Source organism: Bacillus sp. PS95, assembly GCF_037963565.1.
Taxonomy (GTDB): domain Bacteria; phylum Bacillota; class Bacilli; order Bacillales; family Bacillaceae; genus Bacillus; species Bacillus subtilis.
Window position 1 is genome coordinate 689482 of the sequence record NZ_CP150160.1, and the last position, 22535, is coordinate 712016.

Annotated in this window: 16 protein-coding genes and 1 pseudogene; 11 read left to right on the plus strand and 6 right to left on the minus strand. The window is 45.5% G+C overall.

Going from position 1 to position 22535, the window contains the following annotated elements:
* The first annotated feature begins 208 nt into the window (after positions 1-208).
* From NSQ12_RS03635 to NSQ12_RS03655, 5 genes are all read left to right on the plus strand, one after another.
* Positions 209-895 (plus strand): heptaprenylglyceryl phosphate synthase, encoded by a 687-nt coding sequence (locus tag NSQ12_RS03635; protein WP_014479073.1) that lies wholly within the window; start codon positions 209-211, stop codon positions 893-895.
* Between the two features lie 61 nt (positions 896-956).
* A complete protein-coding gene (gene pcrA / locus NSQ12_RS03640; RefSeq protein ID WP_015383008.1) occupies positions 957-3176 on the plus strand; it encodes a DNA helicase PcrA in 2220 nt (739 codons plus the stop codon).
* 23 nt (positions 3177-3199) lie between these two features.
* Positions 3200-5206, plus strand: a complete 2007-nt coding sequence (ligA, locus tag NSQ12_RS03645) for an NAD-dependent DNA ligase LigA (RefSeq protein ID WP_160221399.1) — start codon at positions 3200-3202, stop codon at positions 5204-5206.
* A 15-nt stretch (positions 5207-5221) separates the two neighbouring features.
* On the plus strand, positions 5222-6412 hold the full coding sequence (locus NSQ12_RS03650; RefSeq protein WP_003242795.1) for a CamS family sex pheromone protein: 1191 nt from the start codon (positions 5222-5224) through the stop codon (positions 6410-6412).
* A gap of 161 nt (positions 6413-6573) precedes the next feature.
* Positions 6574-7584 (plus strand): phosphotransferase enzyme family protein, encoded by a 1011-nt coding sequence (locus NSQ12_RS03655; protein WP_080529015.1) that lies wholly within the window; start codon positions 6574-6576, stop codon positions 7582-7584.
* A gap of 37 nt (positions 7585-7621) precedes the next feature.
* Here the strand turns inward: NSQ12_RS03655 and NSQ12_RS03660 are convergent, their stop codons facing one another.
* Entirely contained in the window at positions 7622-8320 is a 699-nt protein-coding gene (locus NSQ12_RS03660; protein WP_010886431.1) for an MgtC/SapB family protein, read from the minus strand.
* Between the two features lie 105 nt (positions 8321-8425).
* Entirely contained in the window at positions 8426-9904 is a 1479-nt protein-coding gene (gene opuE / locus NSQ12_RS03665) for a proline transporter OpuE (RefSeq protein ID WP_003242814.1), read from the minus strand.
* A gap of 413 nt (positions 9905-10317) precedes the next feature.
* On the opposite strand from opuE, the gene gatC reads away from it, so the two are divergent.
* The 3 genes from gatC to gatB are packed head-to-tail and all read left to right on the plus strand — an operon-like array spanning position 10318 to position 13525.
* A complete protein-coding gene (gatC, locus tag NSQ12_RS03670) occupies positions 10318-10608 on the plus strand; it encodes an Asp-tRNA(Asn)/Glu-tRNA(Gln) amidotransferase subunit GatC (protein WP_003219442.1) in 291 nt (96 codons plus the stop codon).
* A 15-nt stretch (positions 10609-10623) separates the two neighbouring features.
* Entirely contained in the window at positions 10624-12081 is a 1458-nt protein-coding gene (gene gatA / locus NSQ12_RS03675; RefSeq protein ID WP_160221400.1) for an Asp-tRNA(Asn)/Glu-tRNA(Gln) amidotransferase subunit GatA, read from the plus strand.
* A gap of 13 nt (positions 12082-12094) precedes the next feature.
* The gene (gatB, locus tag NSQ12_RS03680; RefSeq protein ID WP_003219444.1) at positions 12095-13525 is read left to right on the plus strand and encodes an Asp-tRNA(Asn)/Glu-tRNA(Gln) amidotransferase subunit GatB; all 1431 of its coding nucleotides are present in this window, start codon (positions 12095-12097) and stop codon (positions 13523-13525) included.
* Positions 13526-13539: 14 nt separating this feature from the next.
* On the opposite strand, the pseudogene NSQ12_RS03685 reads toward gatB, so the two are convergent.
* Positions 13540-14410, minus strand: a pseudogene (locus NSQ12_RS03685) (TetR/AcrR family transcriptional regulator).
* A 131-nt stretch (positions 14411-14541) separates the two neighbouring features.
* Between NSQ12_RS03685 and srfP the strand changes: the two are divergent.
* From srfP to rlmD, 3 genes are all read left to right on the plus strand, one after another.
* The gene (gene srfP, locus NSQ12_RS03690) at positions 14542-17700 is read left to right on the plus strand and encodes a surfactin resistance protein SrfP (protein WP_256683481.1); all 3159 of its coding nucleotides are present in this window, start codon (positions 14542-14544) and stop codon (positions 17698-17700) included.
* A 151-nt stretch (positions 17701-17851) separates the two neighbouring features.
* Positions 17852-18763, plus strand: a complete 912-nt coding sequence (locus NSQ12_RS03695) for a diacylglycerol kinase (RefSeq protein WP_003233894.1) — start codon at positions 17852-17854, stop codon at positions 18761-18763.
* Between the two features lie 256 nt (positions 18764-19019).
* Positions 19020-20405 carry a 23S rRNA (uracil(1939)-C(5))-methyltransferase RlmD gene (gene rlmD / locus NSQ12_RS03700; protein WP_339175930.1) on the plus strand — a complete coding sequence of 462 codons (1386 nt, stop codon included), beginning with the start codon at positions 19020-19022 and terminating at the stop codon, positions 20403-20405.
* Positions 20406-20638: 233 nt separating this feature from the next.
* Here the strand turns inward: rlmD and NSQ12_RS03705 are convergent, their stop codons facing one another.
* From NSQ12_RS03705 to NSQ12_RS03715, 3 genes are all read right to left on the minus strand, one after another.
* The gene (locus NSQ12_RS03705; protein WP_339175932.1) at positions 20639-20836 is read right to left on the minus strand and encodes a hypothetical protein; all 198 of its coding nucleotides are present in this window, start codon (positions 20834-20836) and stop codon (positions 20639-20641) included.
* Positions 20826-21953, minus strand: coding sequence for a Rap family tetratricopeptide repeat protein (locus NSQ12_RS03710; protein WP_128992497.1), 1128 nt, complete (start codon positions 21951-21953; stop codon positions 20826-20828). The genes NSQ12_RS03705 and NSQ12_RS03710 overlap by 11 nt, the downstream gene beginning before the upstream one ends.
* A 182-nt stretch (positions 21954-22135) precedes the next feature.
* Entirely contained in the window at positions 22136-22441 is a 306-nt protein-coding gene (locus NSQ12_RS03715) for a hypothetical protein (RefSeq protein ID WP_221777174.1), read from the minus strand.
* Positions 22442-22535: the final 94 nt, after the last annotated feature.

Sequence of the window (22535 nt, forward strand, 5' to 3'; positions counted from 1 at the left end):
TAGCAGAAGGAATCTGGTGAAAAATGTGTGCTTCTGCCGATACAGGACTCAGCAAGCAGGTCTGCCTCCTGCTCTCTTTTTTTATGAAAAAAGAATCAAAACACCTTTTTCAGTGAATAACGAGATTAACGGCTTTTTCCGTTTTTCCGCGCTATGTGAATTTGTTATAATGTTTAAATGGTAACAAACGAATGGAGGAACGTATGACGTGTACGATGTAACGGAGTGGAAGCATGTCTTTAAACTCGATCCAAATAAAGATTTGCCTGACGAACAGCTGGAGATTCTTTGCGAATCAGGAACGGATGCGGTCATTATCGGAGGCAGCGATGGTGTGACAGAGGATAATGTCCTGCGGATGATGTCTAAGGTAAGACGGTTTTTGGTGCCGTGTGTCCTTGAGGTGTCAGCGATTGAAGCGATCGTTCCCGGCTTTGACTTATATTTTATTCCGAGTGTATTAAACAGCAAAAACGCGGATTGGATTGTCGGAATGCACCAGAAAGCCATGAAGGAATACGGAGAACTGATGTCTATGGAAGAAATCGTGGCGGAGGGCTACTGCATCGCAAATCCAGATTGCAAAGCCGCGGCACTGACTGAAGCGGACGCCGATCTGAATATGGATGATATTGTCGCCTATGCGCGTGTGTCGGAGCTGCTGCAACTGCCGATTTTTTATTTAGAATACAGCGGCATGCTTGGAGACATAGAAGCTGTCAAGAAAACGAAGGCTGTATTGGAAACGTCAACCTTGTTTTACGGCGGCGGCATCAAGGATGCGGAAACGGCCAAGCAGTACGCAGAGCATGCGGACGTGATCGTTGTAGGCAATGCGGTGTATGAAGATTTTGACAGGGCTTTGAAAACAGTAGCGGCTGTGAAAGGCGAGTAGTAAATTGTACGGATTTGGTTTATGATAGAACATACGTTTTGTATAGGCGGGTGAACAAATTTTGAATTATATTAGCAATCAATTACTAAGCGGTTTAAACCCCGTTCAGCAGGAAGCAGTCAAAACAACGGACGGGCCCCTTTTGCTGATGGCGGGAGCGGGAAGCGGAAAGACGCGTGTCCTGACACATAGAATTGCTTATTTAATGGCGGAAAAGCATGTGGCGCCGTGGAACATTCTGGCGATCACATTTACAAATAAAGCGGCACGCGAAATGAAAGAACGTGTGGAAAGCATCCTCGGACCCGGCGCGGACGATATCTGGATTTCCACATTCCACAGCATGTGCGTGCGGATCTTGCGCAGAGATATCGACCGGATTGGGATCAATCGAAATTTCTCCATCCTTGATACGGCGGACCAGCTTTCAGTGATCAAGGGGATTTTGAAGGAGCGCAATCTTGATCCGAAGAAGTTTGACCCGAGAAGCATCCTCGGTACGATCAGCAGTGCGAAAAACGAATTGACCGAACCGGAGGAATTCTCTAAAGTTGCCGGCGGCTACTACGATCAGGTGGTCAGCGATGTATACGCTGATTATCAGAAGAAGCTTTTGAAAAACCAGTCGCTCGATTTCGACGATTTGATTATGACCACGATTAAACTGTTTGACCGAGTGCCGGAAGTGCTTGAATTTTATCAGCGCAAATTCCAGTACATCCATGTTGATGAGTATCAGGATACGAACAGGGCGCAATACATGCTCGTTAAGCAGCTTGCCGAGCGTTTCCAGAACCTTTGCGTTGTGGGGGATTCTGATCAGTCAATCTACAGATGGCGCGGCGCGGATATCACCAACATCCTTTCATTTGAAAAAGATTATCCGAATGCAAGCGTGATTTTGCTAGAACAAAACTATCGTTCAACGAAACGGATTTTGCGCGCGGCAAACGAGGTCATTAAAAACAACTCTAACCGCAAACCGAAAAATTTGTGGACGGAAAACGATGAAGGCATCAAAATTTCCTATTATCGCGGTGATAATGAATTCGGTGAAGGACAGTTTGTGGCCGGTAAAATTCATCAGCTTCACAGCTCAGGCAAGCGGAAGCTGTCGGATATCGCCATATTATACCGGACAAACGCGCAGTCCCGTGTGATTGAGGAAACGCTTCTCAAAGCGGGCTTGAACTATAACATTGTCGGCGGCACAAAGTTCTATGACAGAAAAGAAATTAAAGACATTCTTGCGTACCTGCGCCTCGTATCCAATCCGGATGACGATATCAGTTTCACGCGCATTGTCAATGTGCCGAAGCGCGGAGTCGGCGCGACATCACTTGAAAAAATCGCTTCGTATGCGGCCATAAACGGCTTGTCATTTTTCCAAGCGATTCAGCAGGTTGATTTTATCGGCGTCAGTGCCAAAGCGGCAAACGCGCTTGACAGCTTTAGACAGATGATTGAAAACCTGACCAATATGCAGGATTACTTATCCATTACAGAGCTGACAGAAGAAATTCTTGATAAGACGGAATACAGAGAAATGCTGAAGGCTGAGAAATCGATCGAAGCCCAAAGCCGTTTAGAAAATATCGACGAGTTCCTGTCTGTTACGAAAAACTTTGAACAGAAAAGTGAAGACAAGACACTCGTTGCGTTCCTGACAGACTTGGCATTGATCGCAGATATTGATCAGCTCGATCAGAAGGAGGAAGAGTCAGGCGGCAAGGATGCGATCACCCTGATGACACTGCACGCCGCGAAAGGACTGGAGTTCCCGGTTGTTTTCTTGATGGGGCTTGAAGAAGGCGTCTTCCCGCATAGCCGTTCACTCATGGAGGAAGCGGAAATGGAAGAAGAACGCCGCCTTGCGTACGTTGGGATTACAAGGGCGGAACAGGAGCTTTATCTGACCAATGCCAAAATGCGCACCTTGTTTGGCCGGACAAATATGAACCCGGAATCTCGCTTCATTGCTGAAATACCGGATGATTTATTGGAAAACCTAAATGAGAAAAAAGAAACAAGAGCGACGTCTGCGAGAAAAATGCAGCCGAGACGCGGCCCTGTTTCACGCCCGGTATCCTACGCCAGCAAAACAGGCGGCGACACCTTGAACTGGGCAGTCGGAGATAAGGCGGGCCATAAAAAATGGGGAACAGGAACTGTCGTCAGCGTGAAAGGCGAAGGAGAAGGGACGGAGCTCGATATTGCCTTCCCGAGCCCTGTCGGCGTGAAACGCCTGTTAGCAGCATTTGCTCCTATTGAAAAGCAGTAATTGAAGAGGAAAGGAAGAAGCAGATGGACAAAGAAACAGCGAAGCAGCGGGCAGAAGAGCTGCGCCGCACCATCAACAAGTATAGCTATGAATATTACACCTTAGATGAACCGAGCGTCCCAGATGCCGAATACGACAGATTGATGCAGGAGCTGATTGCGATCGAGGATGAGCACCCAGACCTCAGAACGCCTGACTCTCCTACGCAGCGCGTCGGCGGAGCCGTGCTTGAAGCGTTTCAAAAAGTCACCCACGGCACACCGATGCTCAGTCTGGGCAACGCCTTTAATGCTGATGATCTTCGTGATTTCGACCGCCGTGTGCGCCAAGCCGTCGGCGACGATGTGGCGTATAATGTGGAGCTGAAAATAGACGGTCTTGCTGTTTCTCTCCGTTATGAAGACGGCTATTTTGTCAGAGGAGCCACAAGAGGTGACGGAACGACGGGAGAGGATATTACGGAGAATCTGAAGACGATTCGCAATATCCCCCTCAAAATGAACCGTGAGCTGTCGATCGAAGTGCGCGGCGAGGCGTATATGCCGAAGCGTTCGTTTGAAGCACTCAATGAGGAACGAATTAAAAATGAGGAAGAACCGTTCGCTAATCCACGAAATGCCGCGGCAGGATCTCTCAGACAGCTCGATCCGAAAATTGCAGCGAAACGAAACCTCGATATCTTCGTCTACAGTATAGCGGAGCTTGACGAGATGGGTGTGGAGACGCAAAGCCAGGGGCTTGATTTTCTCGACGAACTCGGATTTAAAACGAATCAGGAACGAAAAAAATGCGGCAGCATAGAAGAAGTCATAGTGCTGATCGATGAGCTTCAGGCGAAGCGCGCTGACCTGCCGTATGAAATAGACGGCATTGTCATTAAAGTCGATTCCCTCGATCAGCAGGAGGAGCTCGGTTTTACGGCGAAAAGCCCGCGCTGGGCCATCGCGTATAAGTTTCCTGCTGAAGAGGTCGTGACGAAGCTTCTCGATATCGAATTAAATGTCGGCAGAACGGGTGTGATTACGCCGACTGCGATTCTTGAGCCGGTAAAAGTTGCCGGCACAACGGTCTCAAGAGCATCCCTTCATAACGAAGATTTAATTAAAGAGAAGGACATTCGGATTTTGGATAAGGTTGTCGTCAAAAAAGCGGGCGATATCATCCCGGAAGTTGTGAATGTCCTCGTTGAACAGCGCACAGGAGAAGAAAAGGAATTCAGCATGCCGACGGAATGTCCTGAATGCGGCAGTGAGCTCGTCCGGATCGAAGGAGAAGTGGCGCTTCGCTGCATTAACCCTGAATGTCCGGCGCAAATCCGGGAAGGGCTGATCCATTTTGTTTCCCGGAATGCCATGAACATTGACGGGCTCGGCGAACGAGTGATCACACAGCTGTTTGAGGAAAACCTTGTCCGCAATGTGGCAGATTTATATAAGCTGACGAAGGAACGAGTCATCCAGCTCGAGCGCATGGGCGAAAAGTCCACTGAAAACCTGATTAGCTCCATCCAAAAATCAAAAGAAAATTCGTTAGAGCGTTTGTTGTTTGGGCTTGGCATCCGCTTTATCGGATCAAAGGCTGCAAAGACGCTTGCCATGCATTTTGAAAGCTTGGAGAACCTGAAAAAAGCCTCTAAAGAGGAACTTCTCGCGGTAGATGAAATCGGTGAAAAAATGGCTGATGCTGTGATCACCTATTTTCATAAAGAAGAAATGCTTGAACTCTTGAATGAACTTCAGGAGCTGGGCGTAAACACGCTCTACAAAGGCCCGAAAAAAGTAAAAGCAGAGGACGGCGATTCTTACTTTGCCGGTAAAACAATTGTTCTGACAGGAAAGCTGGAAGAGCTGTCAAGAAACGAAGCCAAAGCGCAAATCGAAGCGCTGGGCGGAAAGCTGACTGGAAGCGTCAGCAAAAACACAGACTTAGTCATCGCCGGAGAAGCGGCGGGAAGCAAGCTGACAAAAGCACAAGAGCTGAACATTGAAGTGTGGAATGAAGAACAGTTAATGGGAGAGCTAAAGAAATAAGAGGAGTGTTTTCTATTGAAAAAGACGTTGGCATTGGCGGCAACGGCGGCAGTATTAATGCTGTCTGCCTGCTCGTCAGGTTTCGGGGGGGAGAAGGAGGAAGAGATTACGCAAAAGACGGCGAAATCGTCAGAAAAAGCGATTGTCCCGAAATATAATATCTCTGACTCCTATTACAAAATGGTGCTGCCGTTTAAGGCAGGCAAAGCGCGCGGCTTAACAACGGAACAGCTGAATACTAGGCTGGACATTGACGAGTTTGAAACAGGGCTGATGCGTCTTGCCCAAGATTCTTTCTCGACTGACGATTATCTGTTCCAAGAAGGACAATATTTAGATGAGGATACAGTATTAAGCTGGCTGGCACGGAAAAAAACGGGCTCTGATTTGAAAAAAGCCGAAAAAGAAGATAAAAACTTCAAAAATGAAGGCTTGAACCCGGCGCTCCCGAGCTCTGGTTCAACAGAAGAAAAGAACGAAAGCAGCCCGATTTATTTAGCATCCATGCTTGAGCACGATTATTTAGTCAGAAAAGACAAGAATTCTATCCAGCTTGGCGGCGTCATGATCGGACTGGCGTTAAACTCAGTGTATTACTATCGTGAAAAAACTGGCGACCCGCAAAAAGAAGTGGAGATTAAAGACAGCACGCTTCGCCAGCAGGGAGAAAAAATTGCACAGGAGGTTATTAACCGCCTCCGCAAAAAAGATAACTTGAAGAATGTGCCGATTACCGTCGCGCTCTACAAGCAGGCGTCAAAAACATCGATTGTGCCGGGGAACTTCATCGCCAAAACAGAGGTCAAAGCAGGCTCTACTGATATCTCAAATTGGGATGACATCAATGAAAAATATGTATTCTATCCGGCGGATACAACCACAGCAGAAAAGTACCCGGATGACACCGAGGTCTTTAAGCGGTTCAAAAACTCAATTGAAGAATATTTCCCAAACTATACAGGCGTTGTCGGTACAGCGCTGTATGAAAATGATGAAATGAAGAAAATGAAGATTGACATACCAATGCAATTCTATGGAAAAAGTGAAGTTGTCGCGTTTACCCAGTTCTTAACGGGTGAAGTGATGGACTACTACTCTAAGAGCTCAGTTGATGTCGAAGTCAATATCACGTCCTCAGACGGACAGGAAGCGGTCATTATCCGCAATGCCGGAGATAAAGAGCCGACTGTTCACATTTATGACTGACAGAAGACCCTTGTGCCATATTGGCACAAGGGTTTTTATGCTACAATTAACAGGAAAAGGGAAAATGTTTCCGCTTCTGCCGAAACACAAATCAAGGGGAGGTATGTTGATGCTGGAAATCGTGTGAAAACAATCATTATCAAATCTATAGCAATGAAAGGATGTTAGACGTGCATAAAGATATCAAAAAAATATTTCATGAAGAGCAGGTTTTGGCAGAAGCTGCAGTGAGATACGGTTTCTCAAAAGATCAGGTGCGTTTTCTGGCTGATGCGGAAAACTATGTATATGAATGTATGAAAGACAATCAACCTTATATATTAAAGATTACCCATACGATTCGGAGATCTTCTGATTATATGATGGGAGAGATGGAATGGCTCCGTCACCTTGCAATAGGGGGAATTTCAGTAGCCAAACCGCTCCCGTCGCTGAACGGAAAAGACGTAGAAGCAGTGCCGGACGGAAACGGCGGGTCATTTTTATTGAGAGTGTATGAGAAAGCGCCGGGGCAAAAAGTGGATGAATCGGACTGGAATGAAACGCTATTTTATGAGCTTGGCAGATACACAGGCAGCATGCACAGCCTGACAAAAAGCTACAAATTGAGCAATCCCGCTTTCAAAAGACAGGAATGGGATGAAGAGGAGCAATTAAAGCTGAGAAAATATGTGCCTGAAGATCAGATAAAGGTGTTTCAGCAAGCCGATTCTTTGATGAATGAACTGCGGAGGCTCCCGAAAAGCCAGGACAGCTACGGCTTGGTGCATGCGGATCTGCACCATGGCAATTTTAACTGGGATCATGGCAAAATCACGGCATTTGATTTTGATGATATCGGCTACAACTGGTTTGTTAACGATATTAGCATTCTTCTCTACAATGTCCTGTGGTATCCGGTTGTGCCATATGATGATAAAGCTGCGTTTACAGAAGAATTTATGACGCATTTTATGAAAGGGTACTGGGAGGAAAATGAGCTTGACCCTGCATGGCTGATGATAATACCTGATTTCCTCCGCCTTCGCCATATGCTGATTTACGGATTGCTGCATCAGATGTTTGACCTTAACACAATAGGAGAAGAGGAAAAAGAAATGCTGGCCGGTTTCAGAAGAGATATAGAGAATGGCACGCCGATTACAGCATTTGATTTTTCAGCACTGGTGTAGATAGAAAAAGCCAATGGGAATCCAGTCCCATTGGCTTTTATAATGTATCACACTTCACGCCGACTACGCCTTCAATGGCTTTAATGTCATAGTAGACATCGGTCGTGTATCTGTTTTTATGGACGCGGACCTTCACTTCCATAATTGGAAAATCCTTTTCGCCTAGGTCGTCGATCCGAACGGAGTGTGCTTTGATATCTCTTCTTTTCATTTCTTTTAAAATCTCTGTCATTTTGTCTTTATCAGAAAGTGACATTCTGATGCGGATGTCTTTTTCCTGCAGGCGGTCGGGGCCGATTTTTCTGACCACCCATGGGAGAAATTCCACGCTGATCAGGATGAACAGAAGACTGGCAAACGCTTCTTTATAAAAACCTGCTCCCGTAGCAAGCCCGAGCCCCGCTGCCCCCCAGATCATGGCCGATGTTGTCAGGCCGGAAATGACATCATTGCTTTTTCGCAGGATGACACCGGCTCCGATAAACCCGACGCCGGAGATGATTTGTGCCGGCAGACGAAGCGGATCCATCATGATGCGGTAGTATTTAGGGAAATGATATGCCGCATTAATACTGACGATCGTCAGCATGCATGAGCTGACTGCGATGACAATACAGGTTTTTAATCCGAGCGGCTTATTTTTTAATTCGCGTTCAAGCCCGATGACCATGCCAATCAATGTGGCAATGCCCAATTTCAATAAAATATCAGGATCAATATACCAGCTCAACAGCAACTTCCCCCTTCTCTATGGTGTTTTTAAATAAATATGATTTTCTCACAGTATTTATAGCAAAACAAGAGCACAAAAGCCACCAAGCTGCGCTTGATGGCTTATTGCTTACTTTTTGCGTTTTAACAGCTTTTCCATGACACCGAATAATCGGTAAGAGGCTTTTGCAGGACGTTTTGTGATCATGCTGACAATGATGCCGGCAATCATACTGAGAATAAACCCAGGGATGATTTCGTACACACCGGTTGATTTTGCCAGGCCGGTTGTAATCCAGATCAACACGGTCGCAGCCCCGACAATCATGGCAGCAAGCGCGCCCCATTCGTTCATTCGCTTCCAATATAGACTGAGCAGAATCGCAGGTCCGAAAGCTGAACCGAAGCCGGCCCAAGCGTATCCGACCAAATCAAGAATGGTGCTGTTCGGGTTCAATGACAAGAGTACCGCGATAACGGCAATGACTAAGACGGACAATCGCCCGATCATGACCAATTCTTTATCAGAAGCTTTTCGTCTGAAAAATGACCGGTATAAATCCTCTGTTACAGCACTTGCTGTGACCAAGAGCTGCGAGGAGATGGAACTCATGATTGCAGCCAAAATAGCTGACAATAAGAACCCTGTAATTAATGGGTGGAACAAGATTTTAGAGAAGATAATGAAAATCATCTCCGGATCTTTTACAGCAACTCCGAATTTATGGGCGTATGCAACACCGATTAAACCCGTCAGCACGGAACCTAGAACTGTAATGATCATCCAGCTCATACCGATTCGGCGTGCAGGTTTTAAATCTTTAATGTCTTTAATGGCCATAAATCGGACGATGATATGAGGCTGGCCGTAGTAGCCCAACCCCCAGGCTAAATAGGAAATAATGCTAATGACGCTCGCGCCTTTAAAAATATCCAATAAATGTGGATTAACAGCGTCGATTTCATGGAAAGTCGGAGCAACGCCGCCCACATGGGTAAAAGCAACGATCGGCACAAGCACTAGTGCTGCAAACATGATCGCACCCTGCACGAAGTCAGTCAGACTGACAGCAAGGAAACCGCCAAACAGTGTGTATAACACGACAACTGCAGTGGTCAGAAACAAGCCTAATTTGTAATCCGCACCAAAAGCAGATTCAAACAGCCGTCCGCCAGATACCATACCGGAAGAGGTATACAATGTGAAAAAGATCATGATGATCAATGCAGATACGATTTTCAGCAGTGATGAAGAATGCTGGAATCGTTTATCAAAGAAATCAGGAATCGTAATCGCATCATCTGCCGCTTCTGTATAAGCACGCAGCCTTGGAGCCAGCAACAAGTAATTTGAGTACGCCCCGATTGTAAGACCTAAAGCAAGCCATAAGGTGGACAGCCCTGTCGCAAACATCGCGCCGGGAACACCCATCAGCATCCATCCGCTCATATCGGCCGCACCGGCAGACAAAGCAGTAACGAATGGTCCGAGGCCTCTTCCTCCAAGCATGTAATCATTGATGTCAGTGGTTTTCTTGAATGCATACCAGCCGATTAACAGCATGGCAATAAAGTAAATTCCTAAAGATATAATAATTTCAATACTCACGTTTTACCCTCTCTTCATTTCTAATAATGTTGCATCACCTCTCAAATTGATGGTGCCAGTTAAGCAGCCTGGCGTAAGTGCAAAGCAAAAGAAATTCTTTTGCGGGTGCACTTGGTAACTTAACCTAACAAAGTATTCCCGGCCATTCAAGCGATGAAACCTTGATCATGAGCGAGAAATACCGTTGCAAACCTAGAAGGGAATAAAGAATAAAACGCTTTCAAAAAATAATTAAAGTAAAAATATTCAGAAAAATATTTCGTTTCTCCTTCGCCTCATTTTAGTATAAAATATATAGGGTATTGTTTCGAAAACACAGGCCTGTCTTAAGGCGTTTTGTTGCTTTAAAGGGCTTGTTTTTGATATGATCAGTATTATATGACTTAACGGAGAAATATGTGGAGGTGGATCATATGTCACGAATTTCAATAGAAGAAGTAAAGCACGTTGCGCACCTTGCAAGACTTGCGATTACTGAAGAAGAAGCAAAAATGTTCACTGAACAGCTCGACAGTATCATTTCATTTGCTGAGGAGCTTAATGAGGTTAACACAGACAATGTGGAGCCTACAACTCACGTGCTGAAAATGAAAAATGTCATGAGAGAAGATGAAGCGGGTAAAGGTCTTCCGGTTGAGGATGTCATGAAAAATGCGCCTGACCATAAAGACGGCTATATTCGTGTGCCATCAATTCTGGACTAAAGGAGGGACACAAGAATGTCATTATTTGATCATAAAATCACAGAATTAAAACAGCTCATACATAAAAAAGAGATTAAGATTTCTGATCTGGTTGATGAATCTTATAAACGCATCCAAGCGGTTGATGATAAGGTACAAGCCTTTTTGGCATTAGATGAAGAAAGAGCGCGCGCATACGCGAAGGAGCTTGATGAGGCGGTTGACGGGCGTTCTGAGCACGGTCTTCTTTTCGGTATGCCGATCGGCGTAAAAGATAATATCGTAACAAAAGGGCTGCGCACAACATGCTCCAGCAAAATTCTCGAAAACTTTGATCCGATCTATGACGCTACTGTCGTTCAGCGCCTTCAAGACGCTGAAGCGGTCACAATCGGAAAACTGAACATGGACGAATTCGCCATGGGGTCATCTACCGAAAACTCTGCTTACAAGCTGACGAAAAACCCTTGGAACCTGGATACAGTTCCCGGCGGTTCAAGCGGCGGATCTGCAGCTGCGGTTGCTGCGGGAGAAGTTCCGTTTTCTCTTGGATCTGACACAGGCGGCTCCATCCGTCAGCCGGCATCTTTCTGCGGCGTTGTCGGATTAAAACCTACATACGGACGTGTATCTCGTTACGGTCTGGTCGCATTTGCGTCTTCATTAGACCAAATCGGGCCGATTACACGTACGGTTGAGGATAACGCGTTTTTACTTCAAGCGATTTCCGGCGTAGACAAAATGGACTCCACGAGTGCAAATGTGGACGTGCCTGATTTTCTTTCTTCATTAACTGGCGACATCAAAGGACTGAAAATCGCCGTTCCGAAAGAATACCTTGGTGAAGGTGTCGGCAAAGAAGCGAGAGAATCTGTCTTGGCAGCGCTGAAAGTTCTCGAAGGTCTCGGTGCTATATGGGAAGAAGTGTCTCTTCCGCACAGTAAATACGCGCTTGCGACATATTACCTGCTGTCATCCTCTGAAGCGTCAGCGAACCTTGCACGCTTTGACGGCATCCGCTACGGCTACCGCACAGACAACGCGGATAACCTGATCGACCTTTACAAGCAAACGCGCGCTGAAGGTTTTGGAAATGAAGTCAAACGCCGCATCATGCTTGGAACGTTTGCTTTAAGCTCAGGCTACTACGATGCGTACTACAAAAAAGCGCAAAAAGTGCGTACGTTGATTAAGAAGGATTTCGAGGACGTATTTGAAAAATATGATGTTATTGTCGGACCGACTACACCGACACCTGCGTTTAAAATCGGTGAAAACACGAAGGATCCGCTCACAATGTACGCAAACGATATCTTAACGATTCCGGTCAACCTTGCCGGCGTACCGGGAATCAGCGTGCCATGCGGATTAGCAGACGGACTTCCGCTCGGCCTGCAAATCATCGGAAAACACTTTGACGAAAGCACTGTATACCGCGTTGCTCATGCATTTGAACAAGCGACAGACCATCATAAAGCAAAACCTGAACTGTAAGGGGTGAAAAAAATTGAACTTTGAAACGGTAATCGGACTTGAAGTCCACGTTGAGTTAAAAACAAAATCAAAAATTTTCTCAAGCTCTCCAACGCCATTCGGCGCGGAGGCGAATACGCAGACAAGCGTCATTGACCTCGGATACCCGGGCGTCCTGCCTGTCCTAAACAAAGAAGCCGTTGAATTCGCAATGAAAGCCGCTATGGCGCTCAACTGTGAGATCGCAACGGATACGAAGTTTGACCGCAAAAACTATTTCTATCCTGACAACCCGAAAGCGTATCAGATTTCTCAATTTGATAAGCCAATCGGCGAAAACGGCTGGATCGAAATTGAAGTCGGCGGCAAAACAAAACGCATCGGCATCACGCGCCTTCACCTTGAAGAGGATGCCGGAAAGCTGACGCATACAGGCGACGGCTATTCTCTTGTTGACTTCAACCGTCAAGGAACGCCGCTTGTTGAGATCGTATCAGAGCCGGACATCCGCACGCCGGAAGAAGCGTACGCGTATCTTGAAAAGCTGAAATCCATCATCCAATATACAGGCGTTTCTGACTGTAAAATGGAAGAAGGCTCACTTCGCTGTGACGCCAATATCTCTCTTCGTCCGATCGGCCAAGAGGAATTCGGCACAAAAACAGAATTGAAAAACTTGAACTCCTTTGCGTTTGTTCAAAAAGGCCTTGAGCATGAAGAAAAACGCCAGGAGCAGGTTCTTCTTTCCGGCGGCGTCATCCAGCAAGAAACTCGCCGTTATGATGAAGCAACGAAGAAAACCATTCTTATGCGTGTCAAAGAGGGATCTGACGACTACCGTTACTTCCCAGAGCCGGATCTAGTCGAGCTCTACATTGATGATGAATGGAAGGAACGCGTAAAAGCAAGCATTCCTGAGCTTCCGGATGAGCGCCGCAAGCGTTATATCGAAGAGCTTGGCTTGCCTGCATATGACGCGATGGTTCTGACGCTGACAAAAGAAATGGCTGATTTCTTCGAAGAAACCGTTCAAAAAGGCGCTGAAGCCAAACAAGCGTCTAACTGGCTGATGGGTGAAGTGTCAGCTTACCTAAACGCTGAGCAAAAAGAGCTTGCCGATGTTGCCCTGACACCTGAAGGCCTTGCCGGCATGATCAAATTGATTGAAAAAGGAACCATTTCTTCTAAGATCGCGAAGAAAGTGTTTAAAGAATTGATTGAAAAAGGCGGCGACGCTGAGAAGATTGTGAAAGAGAAAGGCCTTGTTCAGATTTCTGACGAAGGCGTGCTTCTGAAGCTTGTCACTGAGGCGCTTGACAACAATCCTCAATCAATCGAAGACTTTAAAAACGGAAAAGACCGCGCGATCGGCTTCCTAGTCGGACAGATTATGAAAGCGTCCAAAGGACAAGCCAACCCGCCGATGGTCAACAAAATTCTGCTTGAAGAAATTAAAAAACGCTAATAAAAAAGCAGCCCTTAGAGGCTGCTTTTTTTATGGTCAAATTGAGATAAAGACAGAGATGAGGGCCCGAAGCCTTTCAACTTCTTTGTCGTTGGTTCCGGTCAAATTGGACAGCATGCCTTTAATAATCGGCTTGCGCGGTTTATCCTGAGTCAATTCTTCCTCGATAACATCAAGTGACACGGTGATATCCTCGGGCAGCGTGCTGTTTTCTTTCACTTTCTGAATGTCCTCAAGCAGCTGGTCTTTTCCCGCAGGCATCGGGTTGAAAATGTCTTTTGATACAATCGGATTGAGTGCAGAACGGCTCAGCCCCTGTACAAGATCATCCAGTCTCTCAATAATAAAGGCTGAGATTTCTTCTGCATCGATATTAAGCTCACCGTTAAATACCATCACGTTCATATAGGAATGCACAATGCCTCTTGCCATGATGGACAGATCTGCGACATACCGCTCGATTCCTTCGCCATAGGATACCAGCAAGGCGTTCCGGTACAGCTTATCCGTCTCCATGGTTACTTTGTAAAAGTATTGCTTGATTTCTTGATTTTCCGGAATGATATTTTCGGTAAGCAAAAGAACGATAAAATCTTTATGATCGCGAAAATCCTCAAATTGAGCGCCAATTTGCTTTTTTAACACTTCCTTAGGGGGCTTTCCGGCGAGATCTTCTTCTATATTTTTCATTTTGTTCATAGACATACCGATATAATATTCACAGGCAGATAACAGCAGCGCTTCTTTCGATTTGAAGTGCAAATAAAAAGCGCCCTTCGAAATGCCGCATTCACTGGCGATTTCTTGGATCGTCGTAGCTGCGAATCCTTTTTTCGCAAATAAACGAATGCTGGTTTTTATGATTCTCTCTTTTTTTTCATTCATGACGTGCTTCCCCTTAATCCTTGAAAAATTTAGTAAAATTTTCTGGTATATGAGTTGACGTTGTTGCGTTATAACGTTTAGTATTATATAGAATGACCAGTCAGTCAATAAAAAATGTAATGGAGGATATGATGAACCACGTTATTAATTTCGTTCTGAAAAACAAATTCGCCGTATGGCTGATGACGATTATTGTAACGGCAGCCGGCTTGTATGCGGGTATGAATATGAAGCAAGAGTCTATTCCTGACGTGAACATGCCTTACTTGACGATCAGCACGACATATCCGGGTGCAACACCAAGCCAAGTGGCTGATGAAGTGACCAAACCGGTTGAACAAGCCGTACAGAACTTGGACGGTGTCAGCGTTGTGACGTCGACGTCCTATGAAAACGCATCGTCGGTCATGATTGAATATGATTATGAGAAAGATATGGACAAAGCGAAAACAGAAGCAGCTGAAGCGTTAGAAAACGTCAACCTGCCTGATGACGCGAAGGATCCGGAGATTTCACGCTACAGCTTGAACTCATTCCCGATTCTGACGCTGAGCGTGTCCAGTGATAAAGATAATCTACAAGAGCTGACGAAACAAGTGGAGGACAGCCTCGTTTCTAAACTTGAAGGCATAGAAGGCGTTGCGTCCGTCCAAGTATCAGGCCAGCAGGTGGAAGAGGTTGAATTCTCTTTCAAAGAAGACAAACTGAAGGAATACGGCCTTGATGAAGATACAGTCAAGCAAGTGATTCAAGGTTCAGATGTGACAACTCCGCTTGGATTGTACACATTCGGAAATGAAGAAAAATCTGTCGTCGTCAGCGGCGATATTGAAACAATTAAAGATTTGAAGAATATGAGAATCCCGACGGCATCTGCTTCAAGTGCAGGCAGCAGCGCAGCATCTCAAGCGGGTGCGCAGAGTGCTCAAGCAGCTCAGAGCGCGCAAGCGGCAGCACAGGCGCAGCAAAGCGCAAGCACAGCTGTGCCGACGGTCAAACTTTCTGACATTGCTACAATTAAAGATGTGAAAAAAGCTGAATCCGTTTCACGCACAAATGGCAAAGACAGCATCGGCATCAACATCGTCAAAGCAAACGATGCGAATACGGTAGAGGTTGCCGACGATGTCAAAGCTGAGCTGAAGAAGTTCAAAGAAGACCATAAAGGCTTCAATTACAGCGCAACTCTCGACATGGCGGAGCCGATCACACAGTCAGTTGACACGATGTTAAGCAAAGCCATCTTCGGTGCTATTTTTGCGATTGTGATTATTCTCTTATTCTTAAGAGATATCAAATCAACATTAATTTCTGTTGTTTCAATTCCATTATCATTGCTGATCGCACTCCTTGTGCTGCAGCAGCTTGATATCACATTGAATATTATGACGCTCGGCGCAATGACCGTCGCTATCGGACGTGTAGTCGATGACTCCATCGTTGTCATCGAGAACATTTACCGCCGCATGAGACTCAAAGACGAGCCGCTCCGCGGAAAAGCCTTGGTTCGTGAAGCAACGAAGGAAATGTTTAAACCGATCATGTCATCAACGATTGTGACAATTGCGGTATTCCTGCCGCTCGCACTTGTAGGCGGACAAATCGGTGAGTTGTTTATTCCGTTTGCCTTAACGATTGTTTTTGCGCTTGCCGCATCCCTGGTGATTTCGATCACGCTTGTGCCGATGCTCGCACACAGCCTGTTCAAAAAATCATTAACCGGTGCGCCGATTAAAGCGAAAGAACACAAACCAGGCAGACTTGCAAACATCTATAAAAAAGTATTGAACTGGGCGCTGAGCCACAAATGGATCACGTCTATCATCGCTGTTCTGATGCTCCTTGGAAGCTTGTTCCTCGTACCGTTAATCGGTGCCAGCTACCTGCCGTCTGAGGAAGAAAAAACGATGCAGCTCACATACAGCCCAGAACCGGGTGAAACGAAAAAAGAAGCCGAAAATGAAGCTGAAAAAGCAGAAAAAATCCTGCTTGACCGCAAGCATGTCGATACGGTTCAGTATTCATTAGGCTCTGGCAGCCCGCTTGCCGGAGGAGATTCTAACGGTGCGTTATTCTATATCAAATATGAAAGCGACACACCTGACTTTGATAAAGAAAAAGATAACGTTCTGAAGGAAATCCAAAAGCAATCTGACCGCGGAGAATGGAAGTCACAGGACTTCAGCTCTTCAGGCAATAACAACGAATTAACATACTATGTGTATGGCGATTCTGAAAACGATATTAAAGACACGGTTAAAGACATTGAAAAAATCATGAAAGATGAAAAGGATCTGAAAAACGTAAATTCAGGCCTTTCCAGCACATATGATGAGTACACATTTGTCGCTGACCAAGAAAAACTAAGCAAACTCGGTTTAACCGCGTCTCAAATTTCTCAGGCCTTAATGTCACAAACATCGCAAGAACCGCTCACCACCGTGAAAAAAGACGGCAAAGAGCTTGATGTGAACATTAAGACAGAAAAAGACGAGTATAAGAGTGTGAAAGATTTAGAGAATAAAAAGATCACTTCCGCGACTGGCCAGGAAGTCAAAATCGGCGATGTGGCAAAAGTGAAGGAAGGATCAACATCAGATACCGTGTCAAAACGTGACGGAAAAGTCTATGCGGATGTCACAGGTGAGGTTACCTCTGACAACGTCACAGCCGTATCAGCTGCTATCCAGAAGAAAATCGATAAGCTTGACCATCCTGATAACGTATCGATTGACACAGGCGGCGTATCAGCGGATATCGCTGATTCCTTCACGAAGCTCGGTTTAGCGATGCTGGCAGCAATAGCGATCGTTTACCTTGTGCTCGTGATTACCTTCGGTGGAGCACTAGCGCCATTTGCGATTCTGTTCTCATTGCCGTTCACAGTCATCGGTGCACTGGTCGGACTTTACGTATCAGGTGAAACGATCAGTCTGAACGCCATGATCGGTATGCTCATGCTGATCGGTATCGTTGTCACGAATGCGATTGTCTTAATTGACCGCGTGATTCATAAGGAAGCGGAAGGCCTGTCTACGAGAGAAGCGCTCCTGGAAGCCGGCTCTACACGACTCCGTCCGATCCTGATGACAGCCATTGCGACAATCGGCGCCTTGATTCCATTAGCCCTCGGCTTCGAAGGCGGAAGCCAGGTCATTTCAAAAGGACTCGGCGTCACGGTTATCGGCGGTTTAATCAGTTCAACACTTCTGACACTCTTGATCGTGCCAATCGTATATGAAGTATTGGCGAAGTTCCGCAAGAAAAAACCGGGAACGGAAGAAGAGTAAAAAAACTAAAAGCCTCAGCTCTGCTGAGGCTTTTGTGCGTTTTCACCTGTAAGATTATGTACATTTTGTTGCGATTTTTTTAACTCATAGTATAATTAAAGGTTGTTAGTGTAAAAATGGATCGGATACTCTTAAGTAGGATGATGAGATAATGAAACGTGCACGCATAATATACAATCCGACTTCAGGACGGGAGATCTTTAAAAAGCATCTTGCCCAGGTCCTGCAAAAATTTGAACAAGCCGGCTATGAAACCTCCACCCATGCGACGACATGCGCAGGAGACGCTACACACGCTGCCAAGGAAGCGGCATTGCGTGAGTTTGACCTGATCATTGCGGCAGGCGGAGACGGAACGATCAACGAGGTCGTCAACGGGCTTGCGCCTTTAGACAACCGTCCGACACTCGGTGTGATTCCTGTCGGCACAACGAACGACTTCGCCAGAGCGCTCGGCATTCCGCGCGAGGATATTTTAAAAGCAGCAGATACGGTCATTAACGGCGTTGCCCGCCCGATTGACATCGGACAGGTCAACGGCCAGTATTTTATCAATATCGCCGGAGGAGGCCGCCTGACGGAGCTGACGTACGACGTGCCAAGCAAACTCAAAACAATGCTCGGCCAGCTTGCTTATTATTTAAAAGGAATGGAAATGCTGCCTTCACTTCGTCCGACAGAAGTCGAGATTGAATATGACGGCAAGCTGTTTCAAGGTGAAATCATGCTGTTTTTGGTCACGCTGACAAACTCCGTCGGCGGGTTCGAAAAGCTCGCGCCGGATTCCAGCCTGAATGACGGCATGTTTGATTTGATGATATTAAAGAAAGCAAACCTTGCTGAATTTATCAGGGTCGCCACGATGGCGCTTCGCGGCGAACATATCAACGACCAGCACATTATTTATACAAAAGCGAACCGCGTGAAAGTCAATGTATCAGAAAAGATGCAGCTGAACCTGGACGGCGAGTACGGCGGCATGCTGCCGGGCGAATTCGTGAATCTGTATCGGCACATTCACGTCGTCATGCCGAAGGAGAAAGCTGAACAGCTGGATGACTAAAAACTTGGCTTTGTAAGCCAAGCTCAGAATGTTGACAAAATCCTAAAACAGTTTTCGTTTTAGGATTTTGTCATCTTTTCAGCGTGATTGAAAACCTTTGAAGTCTAGGAAGGGCGAGCATCGGAGCACAGCGAATGTTGAATTCGTGAGCACCGAAGCACAGGACTGACAACGAATGCGAAGGTTTGCCTACACGCTGAAACTTGGCTTGAATAGGCCAAGTTTTTCTTTCGCTTAAAACAAGAGGTGAACATACATGAAAATGAAACCCCCAGTAGAAAAAAACGAATACTATGACGTGACATTTGAGGATTTGACCCACGAAGGAGCGGGTGTCGCAAAGGTCCAAGGATTCCCGATCTTTGTGCCGAACGCCCTGCCGGAGGAAAAAGCCCAAATCAAAGTCACACGTGTCAAAAAAGGGTTCGCCTTCGGCCGTCTGATTGAGCTGAAGGAAGAAAGCCCGCATAGAACGGACGCCCCATGCCCGATTTACAAGCAATGCGGAGGCTGTCAGCTTCAGCACATGACCTACGAAGGCCAGCTCTTGTTTAAACAGAAACAAGTCAAAGACGTCTTAGAACGCATCGGCAAGCTGGACCTTTCAAACGTCACCGTGCACCCGACACTCGGCATGGAAGACCCGTGGAACTACAGAAACAAAGCACAGGTGCCGGTAGGAGAACGGGAAGGCGGACTCGTCGCGGGATTCTATCAGCAAAGAAGCCATGACATCATCGACATGAGCGCCTGCCTGATCCAGCAATCCAAAAACGACGAAGCCGTTCAAGCTGTCAAAGACATTTGCGCAAACTACGGTGTCAAAGCCTACAACGAAGAACGCCACAAAGGCTGGCTCCGCCACATCATGGTCAGATACGGCGTTGTTACGGGCGAAATGATGATCGTCTTCATCACAAGAACAAGCGACTTCCCGCACAAAGCGAAGATCATCGAAGACATCACAGCGCAATTCCCGCACGTCAAATCCATCGTGCAAAACATCAACCCAAACAAAACAAACGTCATTTTTGGCAACGAAACAAACGTCATCTGGGGCGAAGAATACATCTACGACCTCATCGGAGACGTCAAATTCGCCATCTCCGCCAGATCGTTTTATCAGGTCAACCCAGAGCAAACAAAAGTGCTCTACGACAAAGCGCTTGAGTACGCTGAGCTTCAAGGGGAAGAAACCGTCATCGACGCTTACTGCGGCATCGGAACGATTTCTCTCTTCCTGGCAAAGCAGGCGAAAAAAGTGTACGGTGTAGAGATTGTGCCGGAAGCAATTGAGGACGCGAAGCGAAACGCCGAATTAAACGGCAACACAAACGCAGAGTTTGCTGTTGGAGAAGCGGAAACCGTGATTCCAAAGTGGTACGAAGAAGGCATTACAGCTGATACGCTGGTCGTCGACCCGCCAAGAAAAGGCTGCGACGAAGCCCTCCTGCGGACAATTGTGGAGATGAAGCCGAAGCGGGTAGTGTATGTGTCCTGTAATCCTGGCACGCTTGCGAGAGATTTGCGGGTGCTTGAGGATGGCGGGTACGTGACGCGCGAAGTGCAGCCTGTGGATATGTTTCCGCATACGAATCATGTGGAGTGTGTGGCTGTGCTTAAACTTAGAGAAGGCAACTAACCCTTGGGGGTTGTTGCCTTTTTTGATTGTTATAACTGGAAAGGCTAAACTGCATGGTTTTTCTTGAATAATTTTATAGTTAGATCACTAATTTTAGATATATGCCACTCAAGTGAGGTCATCGTTTTGTGGATTTCAAGCAGAAGTTGATCAGCATCTTGAACATCAACATTCTATCACCTTGTCACCTATCTCTTCAGAAAAAGAGACACAGCCTAAGCGGCGTCTTGTCCTTAACCAAGCGTTCTGTTTTCTGCAATCGTTATTTCCTTGTCAAAGATGGCTTTGTCTGCTAGGGAGTTCGTTGAATCGTTTGCAGCTTTGCTTGTCATGTTTCTGGATGCCACGTTTACTTCATTACCCAAGGAAGAACTGATAAAGCTTACACCGATCAAAGCAACTACAGCGCACAACGTCAGTTTAAATTTCATACAAACAATCCCCTCTCTGAATTTGTTTGCGGGCATGAACCATCTTTTTGAAACAGATAACAGAATCATCCATCTGCCCAATTTCAGTATAAAACTTTGCGGCTAATAATGCCAACTCTTCCATATAAGGATACCCTTGGGATGTCTCTAATTTGTTGAAAACATTTAATAAAATGGACGCTTCTCCTTTTTTGATAAACAGCGCCTGCAATCCTTCAAACATAATTTTAAATAGGTCATCGCCGAATTTACATGCGAAGCGTACGCCTTTTCTGAAACAATCCATTGCTTGGTCTTGTTTATGTTGAAGAAAATAAATTAAGGCTAAATCGTGGTAAGCTTGTGTCAAGTTGTTGAAATTTGATTTTTTGAATTGGAGTATCGATTGCTCCATGTATTTTGCTGCTTTCGTCAATTCGCCCATTTTAAGATAACAATTTCCGATATTGAATAAAGCTTGGCCGTAAATTCGCTTGTTTTTGCTTTCAAGCAGCCGTGCGCCTTTTAGTGCCTGTTCGAGGTGAGGGAGCGCCTTTTCATGACTTTCTAGGTCATCGTAGTTTCCTGCGATCACAAAATGGCATTGTATGCGGCGGACTGAGTAAAGGTCGTGCGTTTTATAAATGTTATACGCCTGAGAAGAATAGTGCATGGATACATGGGTTTGTTTCATATGATAAAACACTTCAGCCATTTTAAAATAAAATTCTGCCCGCTCGATTTCATCTGAAATATAAGGAATTGTATTTTCCGCTTTTTGATAGAATGTAATGGCACTTAAGAAATTGCCCTCTTTGAATTCATACATTCCTTGAAAAAAGTAATAGTAGTATTCAACGAGCTTCTCCATCTTCCTGTTGCTGCCTTCAATTCTCTTTAAATATTCTGATAACTTCATTTGGTTTCCTTCAGATGGAATCACATAGTCAATCATAAGCTGATGGCGAAATGCAATGAGCTGATAGTAAATCAAGAGGTCTTGGTCTTCTTCCATGACGTCAATGTCCCGCTCAATCTCAGCTTTAAGCATTTCAGCGTCAGTCACATTAAACTTTTGAATATGCCGGTTCCACTCATTAATTTTCATCCCAACGTGCGGAGACGAAATCGTGCCCAAACTTCTCACCCTTCCTCTTCTCACTAATTATGTAAATTTTATCAATACAGAAATTTAATAGGAAGGGGTTGAGAGACCGTAAAAAAAGTTTTCGGTGCAGTCCGAAAAAGGGAGTTTGGGTGTTATATTTGGTTTTGTGTGGGTTAGTGCAATCTCAATTTTTGAATTTTAGATTGCGGTGATTATGACTTACCAGTTTCATCATACTTTTTTAAGAGCTTTTCAGTTTTATGCATTTCTCTGAGCATTGGATTCATGTAGTCGCTAGCTGATTCTAGGTATGCTCTTGTCAAAGTGTCTAGTTTATTTCTAACTTTAGAGAGGTCTTCTTCGAATTTTCCATCCAATGATTGAAGGATAAATTCTTTTGCCTCTTCGTATCTTTTTAATATGTTTTTCACCATTGGAGTTGGATTCTTTTGATTGTTTGTTTTTATTGGTGTGATTGTTAAATTAATTTGTTTTATTAATTCTCTTCTTACTGTCAAAATGTTGCTCCTTTTATAAAGTGAGATGAGATAAATCTAAAGCCCTCAATTAAGAGGGCTTAGGTTTATTAAGCAGAGCTGGAGTGTGCCATTT

What these genes read in the sequence shown, in the direction of transcription:
- ligA (WP_160221399.1), top strand. Translation starts at nt 3,200, where the DNA reads ATGGACAAAGAAACAGCGAAGCAGCGGGCAGAAGAGCTGCGCCGCACC.
- NSQ12_RS03655 (WP_080529015.1), top strand. Translation starts at nt 6,574, where the DNA reads ATGTTAGACGTGCATAAAGATATCAAAAAAATATTTCATGAAGAGCAG.
- gatC (WP_003219442.1), top strand. Translation starts at nt 10,318, where the DNA reads ATGTCACGAATTTCAATAGAAGAAGTAAAGCACGTTGCGCACCTTGCA.
- gatA (WP_160221400.1), top strand. Translation starts at nt 10,624, where the DNA reads ATGTCATTATTTGATCATAAAATCACAGAATTAAAACAGCTCATACAT.
- srfP (WP_256683481.1), top strand. Translation starts at nt 14,542, where the DNA reads ATGAACCACGTTATTAATTTCGTTCTGAAAAACAAATTCGCCGTATGG.
- NSQ12_RS03695 (WP_003233894.1), top strand. Translation starts at nt 17,852, where the DNA reads ATGAAACGTGCACGCATAATATACAATCCGACTTCAGGACGGGAGATC.
- rlmD (WP_339175930.1), top strand. Translation starts at nt 19,020, where the DNA reads ATGAAAATGAAACCCCCAGTAGAAAAAAACGAATACTATGACGTGACA.
- NSQ12_RS03705 (WP_339175932.1), bottom strand. Translation starts at nt 20,836, where the DNA reads ATGAAATTTAAACTGACGTTGTGCGCTGTAGTTGCTTTGATCGGTGTA.